Origin of the sequence: Paraburkholderia sp. JPY465, from assembly GCF_050436725.1 — a bacterium.
GTDB lineage: Bacteria > Pseudomonadota > Gammaproteobacteria > Burkholderiales > Burkholderiaceae > Paraburkholderia > Paraburkholderia youngii.
On the sequence record NZ_JBNDMT010000002.1, the window covers coordinates 582,116 to 607,606 of the forward strand.

General features: G+C 64.2%; 22 protein-coding genes and 1 pseudogene. 17 read left to right on the forward strand and 6 right to left on the reverse strand.

Annotated features, from left to right (window positions below; genetic code table 11):
- Positions 1–145: 145 nt before the first annotated feature.
- Positions 146–424 carry an HU family DNA-binding protein gene (locus tag QFZ94_RS04755; protein WP_013092091.1) on the reverse strand — a complete coding sequence of 93 codons (279 nt, stop codon included), beginning with the start codon at positions 422–424 and terminating at the stop codon, positions 146–148.
- A gap of 392 nt (positions 425–816) precedes the next feature.
- Here QFZ94_RS04755 and QFZ94_RS04760 point away from each other — a divergent pair, with 392 nt between their 5' ends.
- Complete coding sequence (locus QFZ94_RS04760; RefSeq protein ID WP_429455750.1) at positions 817–1,170, forward strand: hypothetical protein; 354 nt, start codon at positions 817–819, stop codon at positions 1,168–1,170.
- 216 nt (positions 1,171–1,386) lie between these two features.
- Complete coding sequence (locus tag QFZ94_RS04765) at positions 1,387–3,360, forward strand: putative bifunctional diguanylate cyclase/phosphodiesterase (protein ID WP_429455751.1); 1,974 nt, start codon at positions 1,387–1,389, stop codon at positions 3,358–3,360.
- Positions 3,361–3,387: 27 nt separating this feature from the next.
- On the opposite strand, the gene QFZ94_RS04770 is transcribed toward QFZ94_RS04765, so the two are convergent.
- A complete protein-coding gene (locus tag QFZ94_RS04770) occupies positions 3,388–4,101 on the reverse strand; it encodes a DUF899 domain-containing protein (protein WP_368587163.1) in 714 nt (237 codons plus the stop codon).
- 288 nt (positions 4,102–4,389) lie between these two features.
- Here QFZ94_RS04770 and QFZ94_RS04775 point away from each other — a divergent pair, with 288 nt between their 5' ends.
- Positions 4,390–5,337: a LysR substrate-binding domain-containing protein gene (locus QFZ94_RS04775; RefSeq protein ID WP_429455752.1), complete on the forward strand. Its 948-nt coding sequence runs from the start codon at positions 4,390–4,392 to the stop codon at positions 5,335–5,337.
- Between the two features lie 82 nt (positions 5,338–5,419).
- Positions 5,420–6,700 (forward strand): MFS transporter, encoded by a 1,281-nt coding sequence (locus QFZ94_RS04780; RefSeq protein WP_429455753.1) that lies wholly within the window; start codon positions 5,420–5,422, stop codon positions 6,698–6,700.
- A 42-nt stretch (positions 6,701–6,742) separates the two neighbouring features.
- On the opposite strand, the gene QFZ94_RS04785 is transcribed toward QFZ94_RS04780, so the two are convergent.
- Positions 6,743–7,348: a peroxidase-related enzyme gene (locus tag QFZ94_RS04785; RefSeq protein WP_429455754.1), complete on the reverse strand. Its 606-nt coding sequence runs from the start codon at positions 7,346–7,348 to the stop codon at positions 6,743–6,745.
- Positions 7,349–7,512: 164 nt separating this feature from the next.
- Between QFZ94_RS04785 and QFZ94_RS04790 the strand changes: the two genes are divergently transcribed.
- The 8 genes from QFZ94_RS04790 (at position 7,513) to QFZ94_RS04825 (ending at position 15,188) form a co-directional block, all read left to right on the forward strand.
- Positions 7,513–7,929, forward strand: a complete 417-nt coding sequence (locus QFZ94_RS04790; RefSeq protein ID WP_176106472.1) for a cupin domain-containing protein — start codon at positions 7,513–7,515, stop codon at positions 7,927–7,929.
- 268 nt (positions 7,930–8,197) lie between these two features.
- Positions 8,198–9,217: a VTT domain-containing protein gene (locus QFZ94_RS04795; protein WP_429455755.1), complete on the forward strand. Its 1,020-nt coding sequence runs from the start codon at positions 8,198–8,200 to the stop codon at positions 9,215–9,217.
- A 246-nt stretch (positions 9,218–9,463) separates the two neighbouring features.
- Positions 9,464–9,685, forward strand: a complete 222-nt coding sequence (locus tag QFZ94_RS04800) for a hypothetical protein (RefSeq protein ID WP_233853204.1) — start codon at positions 9,464–9,466, stop codon at positions 9,683–9,685.
- 268 nt (positions 9,686–9,953) lie between these two features.
- Positions 9,954–10,763, forward strand: a complete 810-nt coding sequence (locus QFZ94_RS04805) for a gamma-glutamyl-gamma-aminobutyrate hydrolase family protein (protein WP_429455756.1) — start codon at positions 9,954–9,956, stop codon at positions 10,761–10,763.
- Positions 10,756–12,090 carry a glutamine synthetase family protein gene (locus tag QFZ94_RS04810; RefSeq protein ID WP_429455757.1) on the forward strand — a complete coding sequence of 445 codons (1,335 nt, stop codon included), beginning with the start codon at positions 10,756–10,758 and terminating at the stop codon, positions 12,088–12,090. The genes QFZ94_RS04805 and QFZ94_RS04810 overlap by 8 nt, the downstream gene beginning before the upstream one ends.
- Positions 12,091–12,139: 49 nt before the next feature.
- On the forward strand, positions 12,140–13,597 hold the full coding sequence (locus tag QFZ94_RS04815) for an aspartate aminotransferase family protein (protein WP_429455758.1): 1,458 nt from the start codon (positions 12,140–12,142) through the stop codon (positions 13,595–13,597).
- 81 nt (positions 13,598–13,678) lie between these two features.
- A complete protein-coding gene (locus QFZ94_RS04820; protein WP_429455759.1) occupies positions 13,679–14,413 on the forward strand; it encodes an alpha/beta fold hydrolase in 735 nt (244 codons plus the stop codon).
- A 43-nt stretch (positions 14,414–14,456) separates the two neighbouring features.
- Positions 14,457–15,188 carry a DUF2278 family protein gene (locus QFZ94_RS04825; RefSeq protein WP_429455760.1) on the forward strand — a complete coding sequence of 244 codons (732 nt, stop codon included), beginning with the start codon at positions 14,457–14,459 and terminating at the stop codon, positions 15,186–15,188.
- A 49-nt stretch (positions 15,189–15,237) separates the two neighbouring features.
- On the opposite strand, the gene QFZ94_RS04830 is transcribed toward QFZ94_RS04825, so the two are convergent.
- The 3 genes from QFZ94_RS04830 to mdlC are packed head-to-tail and all read right to left on the reverse strand — an operon-like array spanning position 15,238 to position 19,846.
- Positions 15,238–16,656, reverse strand: a complete 1,419-nt coding sequence (locus QFZ94_RS04830) for an MFS transporter (protein WP_429455761.1) — start codon at positions 16,654–16,656, stop codon at positions 15,238–15,240.
- A gap of 57 nt (positions 16,657–16,713) precedes the next feature.
- Positions 16,714–18,165: an aldehyde dehydrogenase gene (locus QFZ94_RS04835; RefSeq protein ID WP_429455762.1), complete on the reverse strand. Its 1,452-nt coding sequence runs from the start codon at positions 18,163–18,165 to the stop codon at positions 16,714–16,716.
- A gap of 37 nt (positions 18,166–18,202) precedes the next feature.
- Complete coding sequence (mdlC, locus tag QFZ94_RS04840) at positions 18,203–19,846, reverse strand: benzoylformate decarboxylase (protein ID WP_429455763.1); 1,644 nt, start codon at positions 19,844–19,846, stop codon at positions 18,203–18,205.
- A gap of 104 nt (positions 19,847–19,950) precedes the next feature.
- Between mdlC and QFZ94_RS04845 the strand changes: the two genes are divergently transcribed.
- The 5 genes and pseudogenes from QFZ94_RS04845 (at position 19,951) to QFZ94_RS04865 (ending at position 25,299) form a co-directional block, all read left to right on the forward strand.
- Positions 19,951–20,868, forward strand: a complete 918-nt coding sequence (locus tag QFZ94_RS04845) for a LysR family transcriptional regulator (protein ID WP_410849427.1) — start codon at positions 19,951–19,953, stop codon at positions 20,866–20,868.
- Positions 20,869–20,884: 16 nt separating this feature from the next.
- Positions 20,885–21,019 (forward strand): annotated as a pseudogene (locus QFZ94_RS04850) (DUF979 domain-containing protein); the annotation flags it as partial.
- A gap of 13 nt (positions 21,020–21,032) precedes the next feature.
- Entirely contained in the window at positions 21,033–22,043 is a 1,011-nt protein-coding gene (locus QFZ94_RS04855) for a DUF2891 domain-containing protein (RefSeq protein WP_368582476.1), read from the forward strand.
- A gap of 153 nt (positions 22,044–22,196) precedes the next feature.
- Positions 22,197–24,566, forward strand: a complete 2,370-nt coding sequence (locus tag QFZ94_RS04860; RefSeq protein ID WP_429455764.1) for a DNA polymerase II — start codon at positions 22,197–22,199, stop codon at positions 24,564–24,566.
- 361 nt (positions 24,567–24,927) lie between these two features.
- A complete protein-coding gene (locus QFZ94_RS04865) occupies positions 24,928–25,299 on the forward strand; it encodes a BON domain-containing protein (RefSeq protein ID WP_368582474.1) in 372 nt (123 codons plus the stop codon).
- Positions 25,300–25,491 lie beyond the last annotated feature (192 nt).

The following is a 25,491-nucleotide window of genomic DNA, read 5'->3' on the forward strand; positions in this document are numbered from 1 at the left end:
GGCACACGCGCCGCGCCAGCTGCCAGGCAAACCGCCTGGCCGGGTTGGGCGGCGCGTGAACCTCACGCCTATCGCATCATTCACGCGTGCGCCTCACAGAAAGCTGCAAAGCGCACCGCGAATGCTCCGGCGTGAAGCGCGTTGCTTACGACGCGTTGACGGCTTCCTTGAACGCCTTGCCCGCGGTGAACTTCACCGTCTTGGCCGCGGCGATCTGGATTTCTTCGCCCGTCGACGGATTGCGGCCCACGCGTGCTGCGCGCGCGCCGGTCGAGAACGAACCGAAACCGACCAGTTGCACCGTATCGCCGCTCACCACGGCCTTGGTCACTGCCTCGACGATCGCGTCGATGGTTTGGCCGGTTGCCGCTTTGCTTTCGCCCGTCGCTGCGGCGACTGCATCAATCAGTTCCTGTTTGTTCATAGCACTTCCCGTATGGTAATCATGGAACCGGCGCCACTCTAAGGCGCCGGGACCGACACACTAACGCATAGGCGCACCTTCGCGCAAACCCTTGGTGTAAGGCTTGTATCAAGGCCGGAGCGCCGGTTTGACGTTTTTCCGTCGCAAACTGCCATAAGAATCGCGGGCTTATGCGTGCGCGCCGATTTATCCGCGTTCGCCGCGCATCACAATCCGTTGCAATTTCAGTACTTTAGGTCGCGTTACGCGAGCCTGCGCGGCCTTCCCGATGACGATAGCCCTTTTCGCGAAGCGCGGGAGCGCTATTTGCGAAACACGTGATAAGAAAACTTTCGGCAAGACATAAAAAAGTGAGAATTCGCCACTTTGCAACATGCGCACTGCTTTCCGCGTTGTCATCGGCGGCTGCGGCGGCCAGCGACAACGCGTGCGCGACCCTCGTCGGCGCAACCAGTTCGAGTGCCACGCAGGGCTTTTTGCTACGCGACGGCGAACCGGTCGACTTCGTCGGCGGCGGAACAACGGTGCACGGCAAGCTGCTCGTGTTCAGCGACGGCGACGTGTTTCGCGCGTACTGGCAGCCGGACGACAGCCCGGAAAAATACGTGCTCGCGAATGCGGGCGCCGACGCGGTCCGGCTCGTCTCGTCAGCGCCGCGAGGCACCCCTGCGCCAGCCGGCCAGCCCGCTACTGCCATGCCGCCGCAGCAGGTGCTGTCGTGTCCAAACTTTGAGCATGCGCGATAGGCAGCTTTCGTCGAGAGACCGCCATCGGCATCCGGCACAAACGTCTGCTCCCGGCGCCGCCAGGTAGTACTTACCGCACGACGATTCGTAAACATACCGTCGGGTTAAGGGACCCCTGGCTGCGATGCTCCTTTACCCTTCGAAACGCTCAAGTTAATCCGCTTCGCGCCGATATAAACAGCTGCGTTTAGCGCGCAAACGTTTAAAAGGACGGTGATGGTTTGGCTCGCAAGATTGAAGAAGGTACTGTCGGTCGCCGACGGTGACCGTGCGCTGATGCGTGCGCGCTTGCACGCATTCAGCCGCCAGGTACCGCTTCTCTACTTCATCCTGCTCGTCAACACGGCGGCGGTCGCGGCGACGCATCTGGACAGCGCGCCGGCCTGGCTGTCGATGTATATGCCCGGCGCGCTCGCCGCGCTGTGTGTGCTTCGCTGCGTGCGCTGGTGGCGCAACCGCAACCGGACGATGACGGACGCCCAGGTGGTCCGCGAATTGCGCGGCGTGACTTGGATCGTCGGCCTGTTCGGCGTCGCGTTCAGCGGCTGGTCGCTGCTGTTGTTCCCGTACGGCGGTGCGTACCAGCAGGCGCAGGTCGCGTTCTATATGGCAACGACGCTGGTCGGCAGCATGTTCTGCCTGATCCATCTGCGCAAGGCCGCGCTTCTGCTGCTTTGCATCGTCATCCTGAGCTTCTCGGGGTTCCTCGTGTCCAGCGGCTCGCCGGTGTTCTTCGCGATGGCCGTCGACATGACGCTGGTCGGCGTCGCGCTCGCGGTGGTCATCCAGCTTTACTGCCGTACGTTTGCGGACGCGGTGCAAGCGCAACGCGAATTGCAGGCAAGCCAGCACAACACCCAACGGCTCAGCGACGACAACTACCGGCTCGCCAACATCGACAGTCTGACCGGCCTGCCGAACCGGCGCAGCTATTTCGCGGCGCTGAGCGCGATCCTGGATCAGGCGCTCGAAACCGGCGGCGGCTTCAACGTCGGGCTCATCGATCTCGACGGCTTCAAGCAGGTCAACGACATATATGGTCACGCGAGCGGCGATCTCGTGCTGCAGGAAGTCGGCACGCGGCTGGTGTCGATCAGCGAGACGGGCCTGATGTTCGCGCGTCTGGGCGGCGATGAATTCGGCGTGCTCGTGCGTCACAAGATGTCGAACGAAGCGCTGGTCGAATTGGGGCAGCGGATCTGCGACGCGCTCAGCAAGCCTTACCAGGTCGCCGACAATGTCGCGGAGCTGTCGGGCACGATCGGCTGGGCCGCGTTTCCCGACGCGGGCACGACGGTCGCGCAGGTGTTCGAACGCGCCGACGCCGCGCTCTATGTCGGCAAGGAAAACCGCCGCGGCATGCCGGTGATTTTCTCGACCGAACACGAAACGCAGATGCGGCGCCTAAGCCTCGTCACCCAGGAGTTGCGCCACGCGGACCTCGAAGCGGAGTTGTTCCTCGAGTTCCAGCCGATCTACGATCTGCTCACCCACCGGCCGATCGGCCTCGAAGCGCTCGGGCGATGGCATAACGCGCGGCTCGGCATGGTCAGGCCGGAGGAATTTATTCGGATCGCGGAGCGTACCGAGCTGATTCTCGGCATCACCGATGTGCTGCTGCGCCAGGCGCTCGCCGAAGTCGCACAATGGCCGGCCGATCTGTATCTGTCGTTCAACCTGTCCGCGATCGATATCTCGACCTCGGCACGCGCCCGCCGCCTGATCGACATCGTCGCGGCAAGCGGCGTGTCGCCGCATCGCGTGACGTTCGAAATCACCGAAACCGCATTGACGCGCGATTTCGAGCAGGCGCACAGTGCGATGACGATGCTGAAGCAGGCTGGCTGCCGCATGTCGCTCGACGATTTCGGCACCGGCTATTCGAGCCTCAGCTACGTGCACCGCTTGCCATTCGACGCGATCAAGATCGATCGCAGCTTCGTCTCCGACGTCGATACCAACAGCGCGTCGAAGAAGATCATCAAATCCGTGATCGACCTGTGCCGCAACCTCGGACTCGAATGCGTGGTGGAAGGACTCGAAACGCCGTTGCAGGCCCAGGTCGTGAAGGCGCTCGGCGCGCGCGCGGTGCAAGGCTATCTGTTCAGCCTGCCGATGCGGGCAAGCGCGGTTGGCACGTTCCTGTGGACCGCGCTCGCGCAAAGCCATGCGGCGGAGACGCATTCGTAGCGCTCGAACGCTGCATGGCAGCGCCGCTCAGTACGCCAGCTTCGGATACCAGTCGGTGCCGCGGCCGCCGGGGGTCATGTCGAGGATTGTCCATAGCGGCATCAGATCGGGCGCGCCGCGCGGGTCCTGCCCGGGGTCCGACGTCGATGGCCCCATCTCCTCGGCCCAGAAGTGCCGCACGACGCCGCCCGCGCGCGTGAATACGTTGAGCGCGGGAACGTCGTCGCCGGCGGGATCTTCGGCTGCGTAATCGCGATTGAACGTATTGCCGCCCGACGAATAGAGCCGCAGATGCCGCCAGCCGCGCTCCTGCTTGAACGCGACGAGTCTGTCGATCGGCGAGCGGCCGATCACCACGAACGCGACGCGCTGCAGGATATCGGGCATTTCGCCGTCCCACGCACTCAATAGCGACGTGCACATCGGGCACGGCCGCGCGCGTTGCGGTCCGAACATCCAGTTGTAGGTCACCAGTGTGTCGTGCGCGCCGAACATCTGCGATAGCGTGACCGGGCCCGCTTCGCCGTCGAAGCGGTAATCCTCAGGCACGATGCCGCCCGCCGGCAGCGCGCGGCGCTGCGCGGCGACGCGCTCGATCTGGCGGCGCAGCTCGATCTCCTCGGCGAGCAACGCGTTGCGCGCGCGTCGGTATTCGGCGCTCTCGCCGGGAAAGCGTTGAGGCAGGTCGGCCAGTTCGCGGGCCGGTTTTAGCGTATGCATCGATGTGTTTGCGTCGTTCATCAGCCATCTCCTTGTGAGAAGTCGTGCGAAAAACGGACGGAAGACGGGCGGCTGCCTGTGCATTGCCACCCTTCCTACAAGCGACGACGAATGAGACCGCGGAAAATCGACAGGCCCAGCGATGATTTTTAAGCGGCAGCCTTTTGCGGCGGTATTGCCAGCGGTTCGGCAACGCACTCGCGAGGCGCCACCGCAAGGTATGCTTGCGCCAAACAGCACGCCCATTACACCCGCCAACACCACGCGGCACGCGCGCCACGCACGACGCGGCCGCCTTGGGGAACGCCCATGCCGCTTCGTCTGCCACCCCTGCCCGCGCTGCGTTTTTTCGAAGCGGCCGGCAGGCATCAAAGTTTCAAGCTCGCCGCCGCCGAGCTGAACGTCACGCCGAGCGCGATCAGTCATGGCATCGTCGGACTCGAGGAAGCGCTCGGCGTCGAGCTGTTCGTGCGCGAGCCGCGCGGCATCTCGCTGACGGCGGTTGGCGCGGATTATCTGTCGTACGTGTCCGAGGCGTTTTCGCTGATCGCGATCGGCACACAGCGTCTGCCCAATCACCGCGCGGATCGGTCGATCACGCTCAGCTGCGCGCCGACCTTCGCGTCGCGCTGGCTGCTGCCGCGCCTCGCGGGTTTTCGCGCGCGCTGGCCGAACATCAACGTGAGCGTGGATACGTCGCGTCGCCAGGTCGGTTTTCCGGTCGATGGTTTCGATTTCGCGATCCGCATGAGCCGCGCGCCGGTCGCAGGGACCGCATGGACGCGGCTGTTCGGCGAGCGTTTCGTGCCGGTGTGCAGCCCCGCCTACGTAGCGACGCTGCGCGACGAGCAGGGCGTCCCCAGCCTGCGACGCGCGACGCTGATTCACGTGAACGCCGCCAGTGAAGACTGGCAGGCGTGGCTCGATGCAACCGGCACCGGCGGCATCGATATGGACGGCGGCTTGCACGTCGACACGATCCAGCTCGCCTTCGAAGCGGCCAGCATGGGTCTCGGCGTGGCGCTCGGCCGCAAGCCGCTGGTCGATGGCGATCTGGCGAGCGGCGCGCTGGTCGAGGCTTGCGCGCCTACCATCGCATCCGCCACCGCGTACTGGCTGGTCAGCGCGGAGAATGCGGACAGCGCGATCCGGCGCCCCGAGCTCGCCGATTTCAGGCGCTGGTTAGTCGACGAGGCGGCGGCTTTCGACGCGCAAACCGACGCGGCCGCGGACGGCGACCTGGCAGCGCACAGGTGAGCGGCGCTCACCTGTCGTCGACATCTTTTCCTTTGCCGGCCACGCGGCGGGCTGCGACGATGGTGGCCAAGGAGAAGCCGCCATGTCGACCACCCGCCCCACGCAACCCGCCCCCGCCCTCGCTCCGGCGACGACCGCCACCACGACGATCGTGATCGTCGCGGCCGCGCTGATCCTGAGCGCCGCGATGGGCATCCGTCAGACCTTCGGCCTGTTCATCGGCCCGTTCTCGTTCGACCGCGGTCTGCCGGTCACGCTGATCGCCTTCGCGATCGCGCTGCACAACCTCGTGTGGGGCTTCGCGCAGCCGTTCGCGGGCGCGGCCGCCGATCGCTACGGCTCGGCGCCGGTGGTCGCGTTCGGCGCTTCGACGTTCGCGGCCGGCCTCGCGCTGTCGGCGCTCGCGCCGAGCGGCGCGCTGCTGGTGATCGGCATGGGGCTGCTGGTCGGCATCGGCGTCAGCTGCACGACCTTCGGCGTGGTGTTGCCGGCAGTCGGCCGCATGGCGTTGCCGGAGAAGCGCAGCGTCGCAATGGGCCTCGTCAGCGCCGGCGGCTCCGCCGGGCAGGTGCTGATGGTGCCGCTCGTGCAAGGCATCCGGCTGCACGCGGGCATCGCGACCTCGCTATTCGTGCTCGCGTTCGTGATGCTGCTGATCGCGCCGCTCGGCATCGTGCTCGACCGTCGCGCGCAGATACAGGCGGCGGGCCAGGCCCGGTTCGACGACGCGCCCGCAACGCCGTTGCGCGAAGTTCTGTCACAAGCGACGCGCCATCGCGGCTACCGCCTGCTGACGCTCGGCTTCTTCACCTGCGGCTTCCAGCTTGCGTTCATCGCGACGCATCTGCCCGCGTATCTGACGCTGTGTCATATGCCGATCGGGCTGGGCGCCACCGCGCTTGCGCTGATCGGCCTGTTCAATATGGCGGGCAGTTGGGCATGCGGTTGGCTCGGCGGCCGGTTCCGCCAGCATCATGTGCTCGGCTGGCTTTATCTGATTCGCAGCGCGACGATCGCCACGTTCTTCGCGCTGCCGAAAAGCGCGGTGTCCGTGGTGATTTTCGCGGCCGTGATGGGTCTGACGTGGCTCGGAACCGTGCCGCTGACGAGCGGGCTCGTCGCCAAGGTGTTCGGCACGCGTCACCTCGGCAGCCTGTTCGGCGTGTGCTTTCTGAGCCATCAGATCGGCTCGTTTCTCGGCGCGTGGCTCGGTGGCCTCGTGTTCGATCTGACGGGCTCGTACTCGCTGATCTGGGTAGCGACGGTCGCCGCGGGATTGCTTGCAGCGCTGCTGCATTTCCCGATCGACGACACGGCGGTGACGACGCCCGCGCGGCATGCGCCGCGTCCCGCGCAGGCGTGATGCAGATCGCCGCTAGAGACGCTGAAGCAATGCCGGTCGCGGCTACTTCCTCGGCGCATCCGCGGCGGCTTTCGGCACGCGCCCCATCAGATAGAACTCGTCGTTCGGACGCATCGAGATTACATTCGCCATCCGGTTCGATAGGCCGAAAAACGCGGTGATTGCCGCGATGTCCCAAATGTCTTCATCGGTGAAGCCGTGGCCGCGCAGCGTCTGGAAGTCTTCTTCGTCGACCGTGCCGGACGCGCGGCACACCTTCAGCGCGAAATCGAGCATCGCCTTCTGGCGCTCGGTGATGTCGGCCTTGCGATGATTGACCGCAACCTGGTCCGCGAGCAGCGGCGCTTTCTCGTAAATGCGCAGAATCGCGCCGTGCGCGACCACGCAGTAAAGGCAATCGTTGACCGCGCTCGTCGCGACCACGATCATCTCGCGCTCGCCTTTGGTGAGACCGCCCTCTTTCAGCATCAACGCATCGTGATAAGCGAAGAACGCGCGAAATTCATCGGGCCGATGCGCGAGCGTCAGAAACACGTTCGGCACGAAGCCGGCTTTGTCCTGCACTTCGAGAATGCGGGCGCTGATGTCTTCGGGCCACTCGCTCGGCTCGGGGACCGGGTAGCGGCTGATGGGCTGAAGCGTGGCCATGCGCTGTCTCCGTGATCTTGGTCGGGGGTATGCCGATCATTGTAGCAACGCGTTTTGGCGGTCGCCCGCGCTTCACCTGGTCCGATATTGCCGCCCGAATCGTCTAGACTTTCAGTTCGGCATGCATGAAGCCGCCCGGCACGGCGGCGACGAAAGGAGCGACCATGTCAAACGTCAGGCACGACGCGCGGGCCCCAGTGATCAAGGTGCGCCCGGAACGGGAAATGGCGACGATGCAGCGGTTGCCCTATTTCGTCGGCATTTCGGCGGGCACCGCGGGTGCCACCGGACTGTCGATGTATATGGTCGTGGTCCCGCCCGGCGGCCATGCGCAGCCGCACTATCACGCCGACTACGAAACCGCGATCTATATGCTCGAAGGCAAGATCGAGACGCGCTATGGCCCGGGCCTGCGCGAGTCGGTCATCACCGAGCCGGGCGACTTCCTGTTCATTCCGCCCGGCGTGCCGCATCAGCCGTTCAATCTCGATGCGAACGCCGCGGCGCGCGCGATCGTCGCGCGCAATCACGCGGACGAGCATGAGCGCGTGGTGCCCTATGATCCCTCCGAGGATGCGTAAGGCGACAGGCCGCTTTTTGGACCGCCTCGCCTGAAGCGAAGCAAATCCCGCTGCTCAGTCCGCGTTGATCCACTTGCCGCGCGGCGCATGCACGCGGCATGGCGGTTCGCCATGCGCATTCGTCGCTCGCGCGCCACTTTGTCGGCGCACTTTCATAACGCCGACTCGCCACCTGTGCTTAAATCCGTCTTTCGCGTCGCTAGAGGCTCGTATCGGCCTCGGCGCAGACGATTCTTTTCCCTTTATCTGGCTTATCAGGAGCGCGGTTGTGTGGCATTTCCCGGTCGCTATTCCACCGTCTGCGGGCGTGTGGGCCGTCTTCATGAGCGTGCTCGTCACGCAGCTCGGCATGCCGATTCCGGCCGCGCCGATGCTGATTCTCGCGGGAACGATGGCCGCGGTGGGCGAAGCCTCGTACATCAACATGATCTGCGCGGCGGTCGGTGCGACGCTGATCGCCGACTCGCTGTGGTTTTTTACCGGACGCGCGTATGGCCGCCGTCTGCTCAATTACCTCGTGCGCTTCTCGCTGTCGCTGGACACCACGGTGCGCGTCGCGCGCAATACCTATGAGCGCTATGGCGCGCCGATTCTGACGGTCGCGAAGTTCCTGCCCGGTCTCGGCCTGATTTCCGCGCCGCTGCTCGGCACGACCGCGATCGGCGTCGGCGTGTTCTTGTTGTGGGACATGGTCGGTGCGGCGCTGTGGGCGAGCGTCTGGATCATCGGCGGGGCCGCTTTGCACGATGAGATCGTCCAATTGATGCTGTTCGTGCGGCGCAACGGCGGCACGATCTTCGATACGTTCGCGGTGATCTTCGCGGCGGTTCTGCTGTATCGCTGGCTGCGCCGTTTGCAGTTTCGCCGCTGGCTTGCGCATGCGCGCATTTCGCCCGATCAGCTCGACGCGATGATGAAGTCGAACGAACCGCCGCTGATTCTCGACGCGCGCCCGCATTCCGTGCGCGAAAAGGAATCGCATCGCATTGCCGGCGCACGGCCGCTCGATCTGGAATCGCCCGATCCGATTCATCCGGAGTATCTGAAGCGGCCGATCGTCGTCTATTGCGTGTGTCCGAACGAAGCGACCGCGAAGCGCATCGTCAGGCAAATGCACCGCAAGAACATCCATCATGTGCGAGCCCTTAAGGGCGGACTCGACGCATGGGAAAAGCGCGGCTATCCGGTCGAGCCACTGCCACCCGACTTCAATACGGCGATGGCGCACATGCTCGAAGACAAAGGCAACGAAGGCGAATACACAGTGCGCGCTCGCCTCGCAGAGTGAACGAATAGCAGACAAATCAGACGGCATCAAACTTGATGCCGTTTTGCCAAAAACAAAAATAAATTGACGGCATTTTTAGCTCGTATATCCTAGCTATTGGGAGATCGCGTGAGCGGCGCTGCGAATTAAGCCTTTACCGTTTCGTACCGTTTCTTCTCGCTCAACCCGCGTCCTGTTTCTTCAATATCCGCTCTGGATTGGAAACAGACCGTTCAATACCCTCAACTACGCCAGTCGAGTGTCATCGTGAGAGTCCGAGGCCCTTTGGTGAATTGGAATCGCAGTCAGGCGCGTTGTATTTGCGCTGACGGCGCCAGCGCCGACGGCAGCAACGGCAGCCTTGCGTTTCGCCGCTTTCTGTCCGTCATCACAGTTCTGTCGCGTCGCTCCGTTCGACGCCGCAACGTCCTCTCCGCACGCGCGTTCATCGCGGTGCGCACAGACGAAGTCGCTTCGCTGCTGCCGTAGCGCCTCTCTTCTTAAGTCTCTTTTCGCTGTTCGATTCGTCCATTTGCACGCGTTTTCGCGAGCTGTCTGCTTGCGTTCGCGCGGCGCTGACTGATTGCCGCGCATCGCGACGGATTCAATCGAACCGCTTCTAATCTGATTAGCGCTGTGCGTGATTGCGCGGATTCGCTCTGGCGTCGGCTCGCCTTCGCGATTTCCCATTTCGTCGCGCGCGCTATTTAACGCCGTTTACGTGGTGTGCGGCGTGGGCTCGACACGCCTATTCGTTATGCGAAACCAACCAATAGTAGGAATCACCGCCGATAGAACGATGCTCGGCGCTCATCCATCGCACGTGGCCGGTGAAAAGTACATCGCCGCGATCGTCGAGGGCTCGCACGCGCTTGCGATGCTGGTACCGGCTTTCGGTGAACGCCAGTGCAGCGACGATGTGCTCGCCGCCGTCGACGGCTTGCTATTCACCGGCAGCTATTCGAACGTCGAGCCGCACCGTTACGGCGGCACCTCGAGCGAGCCCGATACATTGCACGACCCTGCGCGCGATGCAACCACGCTTCCCCTAATCCGCGCGGCGGTTGCGGCGGGCGTACCGGTTCTCGCCATCTGCCGCGGTTTGCAGGAAATGAACGTGGCATTCGGCGGCACCTTGCATCAAAGCATTCATGCGGTCGGCGGGCTGAACGACCATCGCGAGAACAAGGACGACTCGCTCGACGTGCAATACGCCACGTCGCATTCGATCGTGCTGACGCGCGGTGGCATGTTGCAGCGCCTTGCGGGCGGCGCCCACGAAGCGCGGGTGAATTCATTGCACGCTCAGGGCATTGCACGACTCGGCGCAGGCCTCCAGGTCGAAGCACTCGCGGCGGACGGCCTGATCGAAGCAATCAGCGTCAGCGACGCCCGCGCATTCGCGCTCGGCGTGCAATGGCATCCGGAATGGAGACACGCGGACGACGCGTTATCGACCGCGATATTTCGCGCGTTCGGCGACGCCTGTCGCGAGCGCATGAATACACGAATCCCTGCACGCGTGACCCAGGTTGCGGATCAAAACAGAGAGAAAAATCATGCATGACATCGACGATTTTCTGAAAAAGCATCACGTCACCGAAATCGAAGCAATTATTCCGGACATGGCCGGCATCGCGCGCGGCAAGATCATTCCGCGCAGCAAGTTCGAGTCGGGCGAATCGATGCGTCTGCCGCAGGCGGTGATGATTCAGACCGTGACCGGCGACTATCCGCAAAGCGATTCGCTGACCGGCGTCACCGATCCCGACATGGTGTGCGTCCCCGACGCGAGCACGATCCGGATGATTCCGTGGGCAGTCGACCCGACCGCGCAGGTGATCCACGACTGCGTTCATTTCGACGGCACGCCGGTCGAAATCTCGCCGCGCTGCGTGTTGCGCCGCGTGCTCGATCTATACAAGGCGCGCGGCTGGAAACCCGTGATCGCGCCGGAACTCGAGTTCTATTTAGTCGATATGAACCGCGATCCCGACCTGCCGCTGCAACCGCCGGTCGGACGTACGGGTCGCGCGGAAACCGGACGCCAGGCGTATTCGATCGAAGCGGTCAACGAATTCGATCCGCTGTTCGAAGACATCTACGAGTACTGCGACGTGCAGGAACTCGAAGTCGACACGCTGATACACGAAGTCGGCGCCGCGCAGATGGAAATCAATTTCATGCATGGCGATCCGCTCAAACTCGCGGACAGCGTGTTTCTATTCAAGCGCACCGTGCGCGAAGCGGCGTTGCGCCACAAGATGTACGCGACCTTCATGGCGAAGCCGATGGAAGGAGAGCCGGGCTCGGCGATGCACATGCATCAGAGCCTCGTCGATATGGAAACCGGCCGCAACCTGTTTACCGCCGCGGACGGTGAGCCGACGTCGCTTTTCAGCGGCTATATCGCCGGTTTGCAGAAATACACGCCGGCGCTGATGCCGATCTTCGCGCCGTACATCAACTCGTACCGGCGTCTGTCGCGCTTCATTGCCGCGCCGATCAACGTCGCGTGGGGTTACGACAATCGCACGGTGGGCTTTCGCATTCCGCATTCGACGCCGGTCGCGCGCCGCATCGAGAACCGTATTCCGGGTGTCGATTGCAATCCGTATCTGGCGATTGCCGCGACCCTGGCCGCCGGCTATCTCGGCATCACGAAACGGCTCGCCCCGACCGATCCGCTGGCGAGCGACGGCTATGCATTGCCTTATCAATTACCGCGCAATCTCGAAGAGGGTCTGACGTTGATGAGTGCATGCGAGCCGATTGCCGAAGTACTCGGCGAGCAGTTCGTCCGCGCGTATCTCGCGTTGAAAGAGACCGAATACGAAGCGTTCTTCCGCGTGATCAGTTCGTGGGAACGCCGGCATTTGCTGCTGCACGTGTGAGTGCCGATGGTCAATCGGTCAATGAGAACCTTGAAAAGACGGAGGCAGTATGAGCTATAAGACTGACGACGTAATGTACGCGGAAAAGGATGCACCGCAGCTTGGCGGCGCGATAGACACGCTGACCTCGCAAGCCACATCGCGCAGCACCGCCGAATACCGCGCACTCGATGCCGCGCATCACATCCACCCGTTCTCGGATATGGGCTCGCTCAATCGCGCGGGCTCTCGCGTGATCGTCAAGGCGCAAGGCGTGTACCTGTGGGACTCGGACGGCAACAAGATCATCGATGGCATGGCGGGACTGTGGTGCGTGAACGTCGGCTACGGACGCCATGAACTCGCCGACGCCGCCTTCCGGCAGATGCAGGAACTGCCGTACTACAACACGTTCTTCAAGACGACGCATCCGCCGGTGATCGAACTGTCGGCGCTGCTCGCCGAGCTGGCGCCCGCGCCATTCAATCACTTCTTCTACTGCAACAGCGGTTCGGAAGGCAACGACACCGTACTGCGCATCGTCCATCAATACTGGGCGACGCAACGCCAGAGCGCGAAGAAGTTCGTCATCGCGCGCAAGAACGCTTATCACGGGTCGACGATCGCGGGCGGCACGCTCGGCGGCATGGCGTATATGCATGAACAGATGCCGTCGAAAGTCGAGAACATCGTGCATATCGATCAGCCTTATTTCTTCGGCGAAGCGGCAAGCGGTCAGTCGCCGGAAGAATTCGCGGTCGCTCGTGCGCGGCAGCTGGAAGCGAAAATTCTCGAACTCGGTGCCGACAATGTCGCCGCGTTTATCGGTGAGCCTTTCCAGGGAGCGGGCGGCGTGATCTTTCCGGCCGACACTTATTGGCCGGAAATCGAGCGCATTTGCCGCAAGTACGACGTGCTGCTCGTCGCGGACGAAGTGATCGGCGGCTTCGGCCGAACCGGCGAATGGTTCGCGCATCAGCACTTCGGCTTCGAGCCGGACCTGATCACGCTCGCGAAGGGACTCACGAGCGGTTACGTGCCGATGGGAGCGGTCGGCCTGCATGATCGCATCGCCCGCGCACTGATCGACAACGGCGACTTCAATCATGGCCTGACCTACTCCGGGCATCCGGTCGCGGCGGCCGTCGCGCTTGCCAATCTGAAACTGCTGCGCGACGAGAAGATCGTCGAACGCGTCAAAGCGGATACTGGTCCGTATTTTCAGAAGAGACTGCGTGAGACCTTCGCCACTCATCCTGTCGTTGGCGAGATCAGCGGCGCGGGCCTCGTGGCGGGCGTGCAACTCGCCGAGAAGCCGCTCGAGCGCAAGCGCTTTGCGAATGGCGGCGATGTCGGCGCGCTATGCCGCGACTTCTGCTTCAACGGCAATCTGATCATGCGCGCGAGCGGCGACCGGATGTTGCTGTCGCCTCCGCTCGTGATCAGCCGGCCGGAAATCGACCAAATCGTCGCGAAGGCAAAAGCGGCGATCGATGCGACCGCGCGGCAGATGGGCATGCTATGGTAAGGCGGATGAATGAGCATGCGACGATCGCGTCGTACAGCGTGTCATTTCTTTTATCCGTTCAACGCATCACAGGACCCACCCATGACCCACCACATCGTTTTGCTCCCTGGACTGCTCTGCGATGACGCAGTGTGGGCCGATCAGCGCGGCGCGCTTGGCGCGATCGGCGACTGCTTCGTGCCCGACTACGGCATGCGCGACTCGCTCGGCGCGATGGCCGAACACGTGCTCGAGTCGGTTTCGGGAGACCGCCTGCTGGTCGCGGGTCATTCGATGGGAGGACGGGTCGCGCTCGAAGTGTTCCGGCGCGCACCGCAACGCGTCGCCGGGCTCGCGTTGCTCGACACCGGCTGCACGCCGCGGCCCGCCGGCGAGGCCGGCGAAAGCGAGCGCGCGCAGCGGCTGAGGCTGCTCGAACTCGCGCGCACGAAAGGCATGCGCGCGATGGGCAACGAGTGGGCGCCCGGCATGGTCAACGCCGATCGCCACGATGAGCCCGTCTACGAGGCGGTGCTCGACATGATCGAGCGAAGCACGCCAGATAAATTCGCGGCGCAGATCCGCGCGTTGCTGGATCGTCCCGATGCGACCGCTCTGCTTCGCGACATCGCGTGCCCAACGATGATCGTGTGCGGCCGCGATGACAAATGGAGTCCGTTGGCGCGTCACGAGGAGATGCACGCGCAGATTCGCGGCTCGAAGCTTCGCGTGATCGAACGAAGCGGTCACATGTGCACGATGGAGCGGCCCGACGATGTGACAGAAGTGCTGGTCGAATGGGCTCGGTGGGCAACCGGGTTCGAAGCCGCTCGTTGATCTTTCGCTTTCCGTTCGTCAACTTCGACAAGGTCATTCAGTCATGAACGAATACTGCATGTTCAAGGGAAAACTGCTGCGCGCGGCGCCTTTCAAAGATTCGTACGTGGGCAGTCCGCACTATGTGATTACGGTTACCGGCAACGACAACACGCCATTCAATATCGTCGTCAATTCGGCGTCGACGCAACCGGGCGCAAGCGGTAACGACGACGTGTACTTCTATGCCGATCTGAACTTCGCCGATCCGCTCACCGCGAAACTGCAGGCCCTGAACCTCGGCCTCTACACCAGCGGCTTTCCGCGGCTCGATTACTTCCAGGACAGCAGCCTGCTCGACATTCACCGCATGCGGCCAGTCCCCTACGAAGATCAGAACGGCAATCGCGCCGACGTCAACGACATCGTCGACGAAATCCTGACCATCGACGAAAGCAAGCCGTCGCAAAGCCTGCCTTACGACAACGGCAGCGGTCAGTTGCATAACCGCGATTTCTGGACACCGACGACCGCAGGCATCGTCGTCTATGGGTTCGGCTTTCTGTTTCTGCCGAAGAAGGACGGTCTTCACGAAACCCACATGAATCAGGGCAATCCGCGAGGGCCGCACTACAACGAAAACGGCGCGTTCCAGGACGGCGCAGTGATCGTGCAGCGCGCCGATGGATTTGCCGCGATGTTTACCGCGTTCCAGACGCAATATTTGCCGACCGATGCAGCCGGCGATCCGGCCGCGAATGCGGTGGCATTGCCCGTTTATATCCAACGAGGTTGATAGCGTCGCTACGTAAGCCGGGGCATCGCGACGGCCCCCGCCGCATCGATCAGCGCGCGGTCGCGGCGCTTCGCCGCGGAATATGCCGCTGCACTACCGCCAGCGCGATCAGCACGACGACCATCGCGATACCGAGCATCAGCAGATAGCCCGATGCGCCGCCGGCCGTGATCACCGCGGCGCCCGCGAACGCGCTCAGAATCGCGCCGACGCGGCCGACCGCGAGTGCCGACGCGGTGCCCGTTGCTCGCACGCCGGTCGGATAAACGTAGGCGCACAGCGCGTACATCGTCGATTGCACCGCATTGACGAACAGCCCGTGCAAGCCGAGACCGACGATCATCAACGCCGTATGCCGCGTCGCGCTGACGCCGAGCAGCATCCATGCGCTCGCGACGCCGCCCGCGCAGCACAGCAGCAGCGGCCAGCGCGAGCCGTAGCGCCCGATCGCCAGCGCGCACAGCACCGCGCCGATTACGCCGCCGAGGTTGTACGCGCTCAGGCCATAGCCCGCGAGCGACACGCTCAAACCCTCGCTCGTCAGCATCGACGGCAGCCAGCTGAATGCCGCGTATACCGCGAGCAGGCACATGAGGAACGCGCCCCAGATCGCGACGGTGTCGCGCGAACGGCCGTCGCGAAACAGCGCGGTGAAGCCGACGTGTTTCTCGGCGCTTTGTTCGCGCACGTCGGTAAAGCTCGCATCGGCCGACACGTCGCGCGCCATGCGCCGCAGCAGCTTCGCGAGTTCTGGCCAGCGATGCGGACGGCGCGCCATAAAGCGCGGCGATTCCGGCAGCGCGGCGACGAGCACGATGCCGAGCACGAGCGGCAACACCCCGCCCGCGACGAACAGACCGCGCCAGCCATAAACCGGCAGCACCTGCCCGGCGAACAGTCCCGCGACCATGCCACCGAGCGGCACGCACAGAATGGTCGCCGTGACCGCGAAGGTACGAAAACGCGCGGGCGTGAACTCGGCGGTCAGCGTCGTCGACGTCGGCAGCGCGCCGCCGATACCGAGCCCCGCGATAAAGCGCAGCGCCGCAATCGCCGCGACATTCGGCGCCAGACTGATCGCGCAGGTCGCGAGACCGAACACGAACACGCTGCCGATCACGGCCCAGCGGCGTCCGAAGCGATCGGCGAACAGTCCCGCGAACGCGGAGCCGATCCCCATGCCGATCAGCCCCGCCGCGACCACCGGCGCAAACGCATTGCGCGTGATGCCCCACTCCTTGATCAGCATCGGAATCGCAAAGCCGATCAGCTGGCTGTCGAAACCATCGACGACGATCGACAGCGCCGCGAGCACCACCGCGATTTTCTGCAGCAACGTATAGGGGTCGTCGTCGAGCGCATGACCGATATCGACCGTGTTGCCGCCGCGCGCAATGCCGGCGAGCGCCGCATCGTCGCGCGCGGTCGAGGCCGAGGGCGCGGCCGAAGCGGGAGGAACGTAATTCATCGACATGTCTCCGTTGTTTGCGCTGCGCGCGCGTTGTTCGATTTTTGGTGTCGGCAGTTAGAACGGATAGTGACGCGGCGTCGTTTGCAGCGTGACCCAGCGCAGATCGGTGAACTCCATGATCCCCGCCTTGCCGCCGAAGCGGCCGAAGCCACTCGCCTTCACGCCGCCGAACGGCATCTGCGCTTCGTCGTGCACGGTCGGACCGTTCACGTGACAAATGCCCGACTCGATGCGCTTCGCGACGTTCAGCGCGCGCGCCGTGTCACGGCTGAACACCGCCGCCGACAGGCCGTACTCGTTGTCGTTCGCGCACGCTATCGCGGCTTCTTCGCCGCGCACGCGCACGATCGGCTTGACCGGGCCGAACGATTCGTCGTGATAGATGCGCATGTCCGGCGTCACGCGATCGAGCAGCGTCGCGGGCATCAACGTGGTTTCGCTCTTGCCGCCGCACACGAGCGTCGCGCCTTTGGCGAGCGCGTCGTCGATCAGCGCATTGCAGCGCTCGACGGTGCTCATGTCGACCACCGAGCCGAGCACGACCGGCCTCTCGCGCGGATCGCCGAGCGGCAACGCGCGCGCACGCGCGGCGAGCCGTTCGACGAACGCATCGGCGATGCTGTCGTCGACGATGATCCGCTCGGTCGACATGCAGATTTGCCCGGAATTGGCGAACGCGCCGAACACGGCCGCATCGACGGCAGCGCCGATATCGGCGTCGTCGAGCACGACGAGCGGCGCCTTGCCGCCGAGTTCGAGCACCGAGGGCTTCAGATTGCGCGCGCAGGTTTCGGCGATCAGGCGGCCCACTCGCGTCGAGCCCGTGAAGTTCACGCGCCGCACGGCCGGGTGTTCGATCATCGCGTCGACGATGCGTGCGGCGTCGGCGGGCGCATTGGTCACGAAGTTCACGGTGCCGCGCGGCAGACCCGCCTGCTGCATCGCCTCGATGATCAGGCCGTGCGTCGCCGGGCAGATCTCCGAGCCCTTCAGCACGACCGTGTTGCCGCATGCGAGCGGCAGCGCGATCGCGCGCACCGCCAGAATCACCGGCGCGTTCCACGGCGCGATGCCGAGCACGACGCCCGCGGGCTGGCGCACGCCCATCGCGAGACTGCCCGGGACGTCGGACGGAATCAGTTCGCCCGCGATCTGCGTAGTCAGCGCAGCCGCTTCGATCAGCCCGGCCGCCGCGAGATGCACGTTGAAGCCGGCCCAGATGCCCGATGCGCCGGTCTCGGCGGCCATTGCGGCGGCGAACGCGTCGGCCTTCGCTTCGAGCGCGTGCGCGGCCTTCGTCAGCAGCGCGCGGCGCTCGCTCGGCCCGAGCGCGGACCACACCGGAAAGGCGGCAGCGGCCGCATCGACGGCGGCGACGGCATCTTCGACGGTTGCGGCCGGCGCGCGCGACGCGACTTCGCCGTCGAGCGGATTGCGGCGCTCGAAGGTCGCGCCGTTGCGCGCCTGTAACTGCTCGCCGCCGACCAGCATCGATACGTTTTTCATCGTAGGACTCTCTTCGTTTCGTGAATCGGAAATGCCGTTACGCGACGATCGCCTCGACGAGCGTGGGACCGCTTTTCCCGTCAGCGTCGGTCAAAGCGCGACGCAACACGCCAGCAAGCTCAGCCGCCTCGCTGACGCGCACGCCAGGGCATCCCATGCCCGCCGCGATCGTCACGAAGTCGAGCCCCGGCAGATCCGTGCCCTGCACGGTCTCGTTCGGCGCGAAGCCGAACACCGGCGCGAAATCCTGCAGCGCCGCGTAGCGCGTGTTGTTCAGGATCACGTACGTGATCGGCAACTGCATCTGCGCCGCGCTCCAGATCGCCTGGATCGAGTACATGCTCGAACCGTCGCCGATCAGCGCGATCACGCGCTCGCCCGGCCGCGCGAGCGCGACGCCGACCGCCGCAGGCATGCCGTAGCCGAGGCCGCCGCTGTCCATCGTCATGAAAGTGCCGGGGCGCGCGATCGGCAGATAGGTCTGCATGACGGGGCGCGAGCTCGGCGCTTCCTCGACGACGATGCCATCGGGATCGCGCACTTCGGCGAGTGTTTGCAACGCGAATGCGACCGACATCCGCGCGCCTGGCGCCGGCGGCAGCGCACGCGGCGCCACGGCGCGCGGCGCGGGCAACTCGCGCGCTCTGGGCGCGGCGCGCGCAAGCAGGTCCTGCACACCGAGCCGCATGTTGCCGACCGCGGCGATGCCTTGCGGCGTCCACGCCGCGACGCCCGGATCGTCGATCAACTGGCACAGCCGCGAGCCCGGCGGCACATGCGGACCGCTGCCTTCGACGTGATACGTGAAGGCGGGCGCGCCGATCACGAAGATCGCGTCGTGCGCGCCGAGCATCTCGACGATGCGCTCGCGCATCGCCGGCAAAAAGCCCGCGAACAGCCGATGCGTTTCGGGGAAGCTGCAACGCCCGGTCATCGGTGCGACGTAGACGCGCGCGGCATGCCGCTCCGCGAGCCGGACGACTTCCGCCGCCGCACCCGCGCGATCGACCGCGCCGCCGACCACGAATGCGGGCCGCTCGCACGCATCGAGCACCGCGCCGATGCGCTCAAGCATCGCCGGATCGGGACGCATGATGTGCGCGACCTCGCGATCGGCCACCCGCTCGGCCGGCTGATCCCAGTCGTCGGCGGGGATCGATACGAACACCGGGCCGCGCGGCTCCTGCATCGCGATCGCGTACGCGCGCGCGATCGCGAGCGGCACGTCCTGCTCGCGGGCCGGCTCTATGCTCCATTTCACGTAGGGCTTCGGCAATTCGGTCGCCTGGGTCGCGGCGAGGAACGGATCGAACGGCAGGATCGAGCGGGCCTGCTGACCCGCGGTGACGACGAGCGGCGTGCGGTTGCGAAACGCGGTGAAGATATTGCCCATCGCGTTGCCGACGCCCGCCGCCGAATGCAGGTTCACGAGCGCCGCGTTGCCGGTGGCCTGCGCGTAGCCGTCGGCCATGCCGACCACGACAGCTTCCTGAAGACCGAGCACATAGCGGAAATCAGCGGGGAAATCGCGGAACATCGGCAGCTCGGTCGAGCCGGGGTTCGCGAAGATCGACGTCATGCCGACGCGGCGCGCGAAGTCGATGACCGCGTCGCGTACGGTCCATTGGCTGCCCTGCTCTATTGTGTGTGCTGGCTTGTGCTGCGGCGCGCTGCCTGTCATGCGAGGTCTCCTGTGTGATGAGCGCGAAAAATCGACAGGCCATTATCACGGCCACTGGGGTAACCGAAAATTGCCTAATTCGCTAAAAGGCATTACCTTTCGGCATGACTTACAACCTTCAACAACTGCAGGCGTTCGCGGTGATCGTCGAGAGCGGCAGCCTCGGACGCGCCGCCGAAGCGCTGCACATCACACAGCCGGCGCTGAGCCGGACCATCCGCCGTCTCGAGGAACAGGTCGGCGCGCCACTGTTCGAGCGGCACTCGCGCGGCATGCATCTGACCGCGGTCGGCGAAGCACTGCTGCCGCACGCGATCCTGTTGCAACGCGAAGCCGAACAGGCGCGCGAGGAAATCGACGCGATGCGCGGCCTCGCACGCGGCACGATCCGCGTCGGCGCGGTGGGCAGCATCGCGAGCCTGTTGTTGCCGCTCGCGGTCAGCGGCGTGTTGACGAAGTGGCCGAACCTGCGCGTTGAGATCATCGAGGGGGTGTGGGACCGGCTCGCCGATGCGCTCGTCAAACGTCAGATCGATCTCGCGCTCAGCATGGCCGTGCCCGACACCGACGAGATCACCGCGATCGCCGATTGCCGCTGGGAAGATGCGAGCTACGTGGTCGCCGCGCTCGATCATCCGCTGCGCGGCAAGCCCGACCTCACGCTCGCCGACACGCTGGGCGAGCGCTGGGCGATTCCGCCGCGCGGCACCGGGCCGTTCGAGCACATGCAGAGCGTGTTTGCCGAGCGCGGGCTGGGTCTGCCGAACGTCGTCGTCGAAACGCGCTCGGTCACGGCGCTGAAGAGCCTGGTCGCGCGTTCGGGCTTTCTGAGCTGGATGGCGTCGACGATGTACGTGACCGAAAGCAAAGCCGGCGTGTTCGATACGCTCGGCGTGCCGGGTGTGGTCGGGCGGCGCACGTTGACCGCGTTCCGGCGGCGCCAGGGCATCCTGCCGAGTCCGGCGGTCAAGCTGCTGGAGCAGTTGCGGCAGTTGACGTCGGAGGGAATCAACACGGGCTGAGCGCTTCGGGCACGCGCCGCCGATCGTGCATCAGTTCAACGGCAACCCGGCGATACTCGGTGCGATCGGCGTGATCGAGGCGCAATAGCCGACCGCTTTACTATTGCTGATCGCCAACACCATACTGTTGTACCTGTTCGTATCCCGCTTCCGAGGAGCCGTCGATGACCACCCAGCTCACCCGCGAATTCGCGTCGAAATTCGCCAATGTCGCGCTCGCTCATCTCACGCGCGAATACCCGAACAAGCTCACGCACTCGCTCGCAGGACCGCAAGACGTGCTGGGGCCGCGCGCCTTGCATCCGATCTTCTACGGTAGCTACGACTGGCATTCGTGTGTGCACGGCTACTGGTTGATCCTGCATCTGCTCGAACGCTTCCCGGATCTGCCCGAGGCCGCGCGCATCGTCGCGGTGGTCGACGAGCATTTCACCGAGGCGAAGGTCGCCGGCGAACTCGCGTATCTGGACCTGCCGCACAACCGCGGCTTCGAGCGGCCGTATGGCTGGGCGTGGCTGCTCGCGCTCAGCGCGCAGCTGCAGTCGATGAAAATCTCCGAAGCCGCGCGCTGGTCGAAGACGTTCGCGCCGCTCACCGAGACCTTCGTCGAACGTTTCGAGGAGTTCCTGCCTAAAGCGACCTATCCGCTGCGCGTCGGCACGCACTTCAACATGGCGTTCGCACTCGCACTGACACTCGATTTCGCGCGGCATACCTCGCGCGAATCGCTCGAAGCGCTGATCGTCAGCACCGCGGAGCGCTGGTATCTGGACGACGTCGCTTGTCAGGCGTGGGAGCCGGCCGGCGACGAGTTCCTGTCGCCGTCGCTGATGGAAGCGGAGCTGATGCGGCGCGTGTTGCCGTCCGCGCAGTTCGCCGACTGGTTCGGACGCTTCCTGCCGGATCTCGGCGCGAAGAAGCCGGCGACGCTGTTCGAGCCCGTCACCGTTACCGATCGCAGCGACGGCAAGATTGCGCATCTGGACGGCCTCAATCTGAGCCGCGCGTGGTGCCAGCGTGCGCTCGCGCGTGCACTGCCCGCCGGCGACGTGCGTCGCACCGTGCTGTTCGACGCGGCCGAACGTCATCTGCGCTGCGCGCTGCCGCATGTGGCCGGCGACTACATGGGCGAGCACTGGCTCGCCACGTTTGCGACGCTGGCGCTCGAAGCCTGAGCGACCGGGAGCGAACTGAACCGGCTTCGAACAAACAAAGCCGTGCTGGTTGGGGCGCTTCAATGCGAAGCGCCCTTTTCTTTGCCCGCTCAAAGTCACTGCCCGCGGCGGTAAAATCGCGCAAGGCAATTGCGCCGCTTAAAAGGTGGAAGTTTGACTGAGTTCGAGCAGGGTTTCATTTTGACCCGGCATTGGCGGGACACGCCCGCCGGCACGGAAATCGAGTTCTGGCTGGCGACGGACAGCGGGCCGCGCCACATCCGTCTGCGCCCCCAGCCGTCGGTTGCCTTCATTCCGGCCGAACATCGCGAACGCGCCGAAACGATCCTGCGCCGCGACGCGCCGCTCGATCTGCGTCCGCTCGAATTGCACGACTTCCAGCATCGGTCGGTCAGCGGGCTTTACTGTGCGCAATACCGGCAATTGAAGGGCTTCGAGAAGCGCCTCCGAGAAGGCGGCGTCGATGTCTACGAAGCCGATATCCAGCCCCCCGAGCGCTACATGATGGAGCGCTTCATCACCGCGCCGGTGTGGTTCAGCGGCGTGCCGCAGAACCATGGCCCCTGGCTCGATGGCGAGCTCAAACCGGCCAACGGATATCGTCCGCCGTTGAAGCTCGTATCGCTCGACATCGAAACGAGCGCGCATGCCGAGCTTTATTCGATCGCGCTCGAAGGCTGCGGCGAGCGGCAGGTGTATATGCTCGGGCCGCCGAACGGCAACGCTGCCGACGCGCTCGACTTCAAGCTCGAATACTGCGAAACGCGCGCGCAACTGCTCGAAAAACTGATCGAGTGGATGGAGCGGCACGATCCCGATGCGATCATCGGCTGGAACCTGGTGCAGTTCGATCTGAAGGTGCTGCAACAGCATGCCGAGCAGTATCGCGTGCCGCTGCGCATCGGCCGCGGCGGCGCGGTGATGGAGTGGCGCGAACACGGTGTCACGCGCAATCACTTTTTCGCGGGCGTGGCGGGCCGTTGGGTCATCGACGGCATCGAGGCATTGCGTTCGGCGACGTGGAGCTTTCCGTCGTTCAGCCTCGAATACGTGTCGCGTTCGGTGCTGGGCGAAGGCAAGGCGATCGACAATCCGTATCAGCGCATGGACGAAATCCAACGCCGCTTCGACGAAGACAAGCCCGCGCTCGCGCGCTACAACCTGAAGGACTGCGAGCTCGTCACGCGCATCTTCGCGAAGACCGAGCTGCTGCCGTTCCTGCTCGAACGCGCGACCGTGACCGGCCTGCCCGCCGATCGCAGCGGCGGCTCGGTCGCGGCATTCACGCATCTGTACATGCCGCGCATGCATCGGCAAGGCTATGTCGCGCCGAATCTCGGCGACGTGGCCGGCGCGGCAAGCCCCGGCGGCTTCGTGATGGATTCGCGGCCCGGCCTCTACGATTCGGTGCTCGTGCTCGACTACAAGAGCCTGTACCCGTCGATCATTCGCACGTTTCTGATCGACCCGCTCGGCCTCGTCGAAGGCATGCTGCATCCCGACGACGCGCACGCGGTGCCGGGCTTTCTCGGCGCGCGCTTCTCACGCACCCGTCACTGCTTGCCGTCGATCGTCGCGCAGGTCTGGCAGGCACGCGAAGCTGCCAAGCGCGAGCACAACAAGCCGCTGTCGCAGGCGCTGAAGATCATCATGAACGCGTTCTATGGCGTGCTCGGCTCGACCGGCTGCCGCTTCTTCGATCCGCGGCTGGCGTCGTCGATCACGATGCGCGGCCACGAGATCATGCACACGACGCGCGAGCTAATCGAGGCGCAAGGCTACGAAGTGATCTACGGCGACACCGACTCGACCTTCGTCTGGCTCAGGCACGCGCACGACGAGGAAGAGGCCGCGCGCATCGGCCGCGCGCTGGTCGAACATATCAATGCAGCGTGGCGGCAGAAGCTGCAGGCGCGCTTCGGTATCGACAGTGCGTTGGAACTGCAATTCGAGCGGCACTACCGGCGCTTTTTCATGCCGACGGTGCGCGGTGCCGAGGAAGGCAGCAAGAAACGCTACGCAGGCCTTACGGTATTGCCTGACGGGCACGAGGACGTGGTCTACAAAGGTCTCGAAACCGTGCGCACCGATTGGACGCCGCTTGCGCAGCAGTTTCAGCAGGAACTGTATCGGCGCATCTTCAAGCAGCAGCCGTATCAGGATTACGTGCGCGACTACGTGCTCGATACGCTCGCGGGCCGGCTCGACGATCAGCTCGTTTATCGCAAGCAGCTGCGCAGACCGATCGACGCCTACGAGCGCAACGTGCCGCCGCATGTGCGCGCGGCACGCGTCGCCGATGAGTTCAATCGCCAGCAGGGACGTCCGCTGCAATATCAGAACGGCGGCTGGATCAGCTACGTGATTACGGTGGCCGGCCCCGAGCCGCTCGAAACGCTGCGCTCGGCGATCGACTACGAGCACTATGTGACACGGCAATTACAGCCGGTCGCCGACGCGATTCTGCCGTTGCTGCGCGACGATTTCACGACGCTGATGTCGGGGCAGCAACAGTTGTTCTGATCGCGGCCGCGAGCACGGGGCTGCGACCATGGACGAATTGCCTACTTCACCATGGACGGCGTCTCAGCATCGTCGATGGCCAAATATGTCAATCAGGCATTGGCAATCCATGATTAAAGGCGGAAAAAAACTAATCCCTGGTTTTGATTTGCAATCCTATCAGCGGAATTAGAGCGCCAGCATAATTTGAAGTATTCTAAATCGTCGCTTGTCCGCGCAATTGGCCGGATTTGCATTGTTTCTTGACCTAACCCTTTATTGTCCTATAGTGCCATTTGATCCGCCCCGGAAACATTGCGGGGCCGCGGTGCGATATATCTGAGTCTGTAGCCCAACGATCTGCAACGACAGGAGAAGATGCATGAAAGCAATCCACGCCGTCAGACTGGTCAGTACCGCCCTTCTGATTTCGGGTTCGATTCACGCCTTTGCGCAGGCGAGCAACGCTAACGCGCCTGAGTCTGCCCCGACCACGACGCCCGAAGCCCGCTCGCATTACAAGTCGATGAAAGCAGCGAACCGGGCGCTGCAACGTCAGGTTCGAAATGCGCTGGTGAGAGATAGGAGCATCTCGACGTCCAATATTACGGTTCGCGCCCGCGACGGTGCTGTGACGCTTCAGGGCAGCGTACCGCTTCAGGCACAGAGCGATCGGGCAACCGAGGTGGCAAAAGGGGTACCCGGCGTAACTTCGGTCAAGAACGCGCTGTCGATCCGTCCGGTCGGGACCTGAAGCGGCCCTGGACCGCACCTTGCAGTAGACCGACGGTCTGACTGCGCATTCCATCGATCGTATAAGCCAACGCGGCACATGGCGGCGGCCCGGCTCAAAAGCCGGGCGTCGCCATGTCAATATTTGCTCGAGTTCCAGCCCTTTCGTCTTTAGCCCTGTCAACAATCGGCGGCATCGCCGTCCGGACTTTAC

Excerpts from the sequence above, each read along its gene's own strand:
- mdlC (WP_429455763.1), bottom strand. The coding sequence starts at position 19,846 with ATGACAGGCAGCGCGCCGCAGCACAAGCCAGCACACACAATAGAGCAG.
- QFZ94_RS04785 (WP_429455754.1), bottom strand. The coding sequence starts at position 7,348 with ATGGCCACGCTTCAGCCCATCAGCCGCTACCCGGTCCCCGAGCCGAGC.
- QFZ94_RS04820 (WP_429455759.1), top strand. The coding sequence starts at position 13,679 with ATGACCCACCACATCGTTTTGCTCCCTGGACTGCTCTGCGATGACGCA.
- QFZ94_RS04775 (WP_429455752.1), top strand. The coding sequence starts at position 4,390 with ATGCCGCTTCGTCTGCCACCCCTGCCCGCGCTGCGTTTTTTCGAAGCG.
- QFZ94_RS04805 (WP_429455756.1), top strand. The coding sequence starts at position 9,954 with ATGCGAAACCAACCAATAGTAGGAATCACCGCCGATAGAACGATGCTC.
- QFZ94_RS04780 (WP_429455753.1), top strand. The coding sequence starts at position 5,420 with ATGTCGACCACCCGCCCCACGCAACCCGCCCCCGCCCTCGCTCCGGCG.
- QFZ94_RS04865 (WP_368582474.1), top strand. The coding sequence starts at position 24,928 with ATGAAAGCAATCCACGCCGTCAGACTGGTCAGTACCGCCCTTCTGATT.
- QFZ94_RS04845 (WP_410849427.1), top strand. The coding sequence starts at position 19,951 with ATGACTTACAACCTTCAACAACTGCAGGCGTTCGCGGTGATCGTCGAG.
- QFZ94_RS04810 (WP_429455757.1), top strand. The coding sequence starts at position 10,756 with ATGCATGACATCGACGATTTTCTGAAAAAGCATCACGTCACCGAAATC.
- QFZ94_RS04825 (WP_429455760.1), top strand. The coding sequence starts at position 14,457 with ATGAACGAATACTGCATGTTCAAGGGAAAACTGCTGCGCGCGGCGCCT.
- QFZ94_RS04790 (WP_176106472.1), top strand. The coding sequence starts at position 7,513 with ATGTCAAACGTCAGGCACGACGCGCGGGCCCCAGTGATCAAGGTGCGC.
- QFZ94_RS04770 (WP_368587163.1), bottom strand. The coding sequence starts at position 4,101 with ATGAACGACGCAAACACATCGATGCATACGCTAAAACCGGCCCGCGAA.
- QFZ94_RS04855 (WP_368582476.1), top strand. The coding sequence starts at position 21,033 with ATGACCACCCAGCTCACCCGCGAATTCGCGTCGAAATTCGCCAATGTC.
- QFZ94_RS04835 (WP_429455762.1), bottom strand. The coding sequence starts at position 18,165 with ATGAAAAACGTATCGATGCTGGTCGGCGGCGAGCAGTTACAGGCGCGC.
- QFZ94_RS04765 (WP_429455751.1), top strand. The coding sequence starts at position 1,387 with ATGGTTTGGCTCGCAAGATTGAAGAAGGTACTGTCGGTCGCCGACGGT.
- QFZ94_RS04755 (WP_013092091.1), bottom strand. The coding sequence starts at position 424 with ATGAACAAACAGGAACTGATTGATGCAGTCGCCGCAGCGACGGGCGAA.
- QFZ94_RS04815 (WP_429455758.1), top strand. The coding sequence starts at position 12,140 with ATGAGCTATAAGACTGACGACGTAATGTACGCGGAAAAGGATGCACCG.
- QFZ94_RS04830 (WP_429455761.1), bottom strand. The coding sequence starts at position 16,656 with ATGAATTACGTTCCTCCCGCTTCGGCCGCGCCCTCGGCCTCGACCGCG.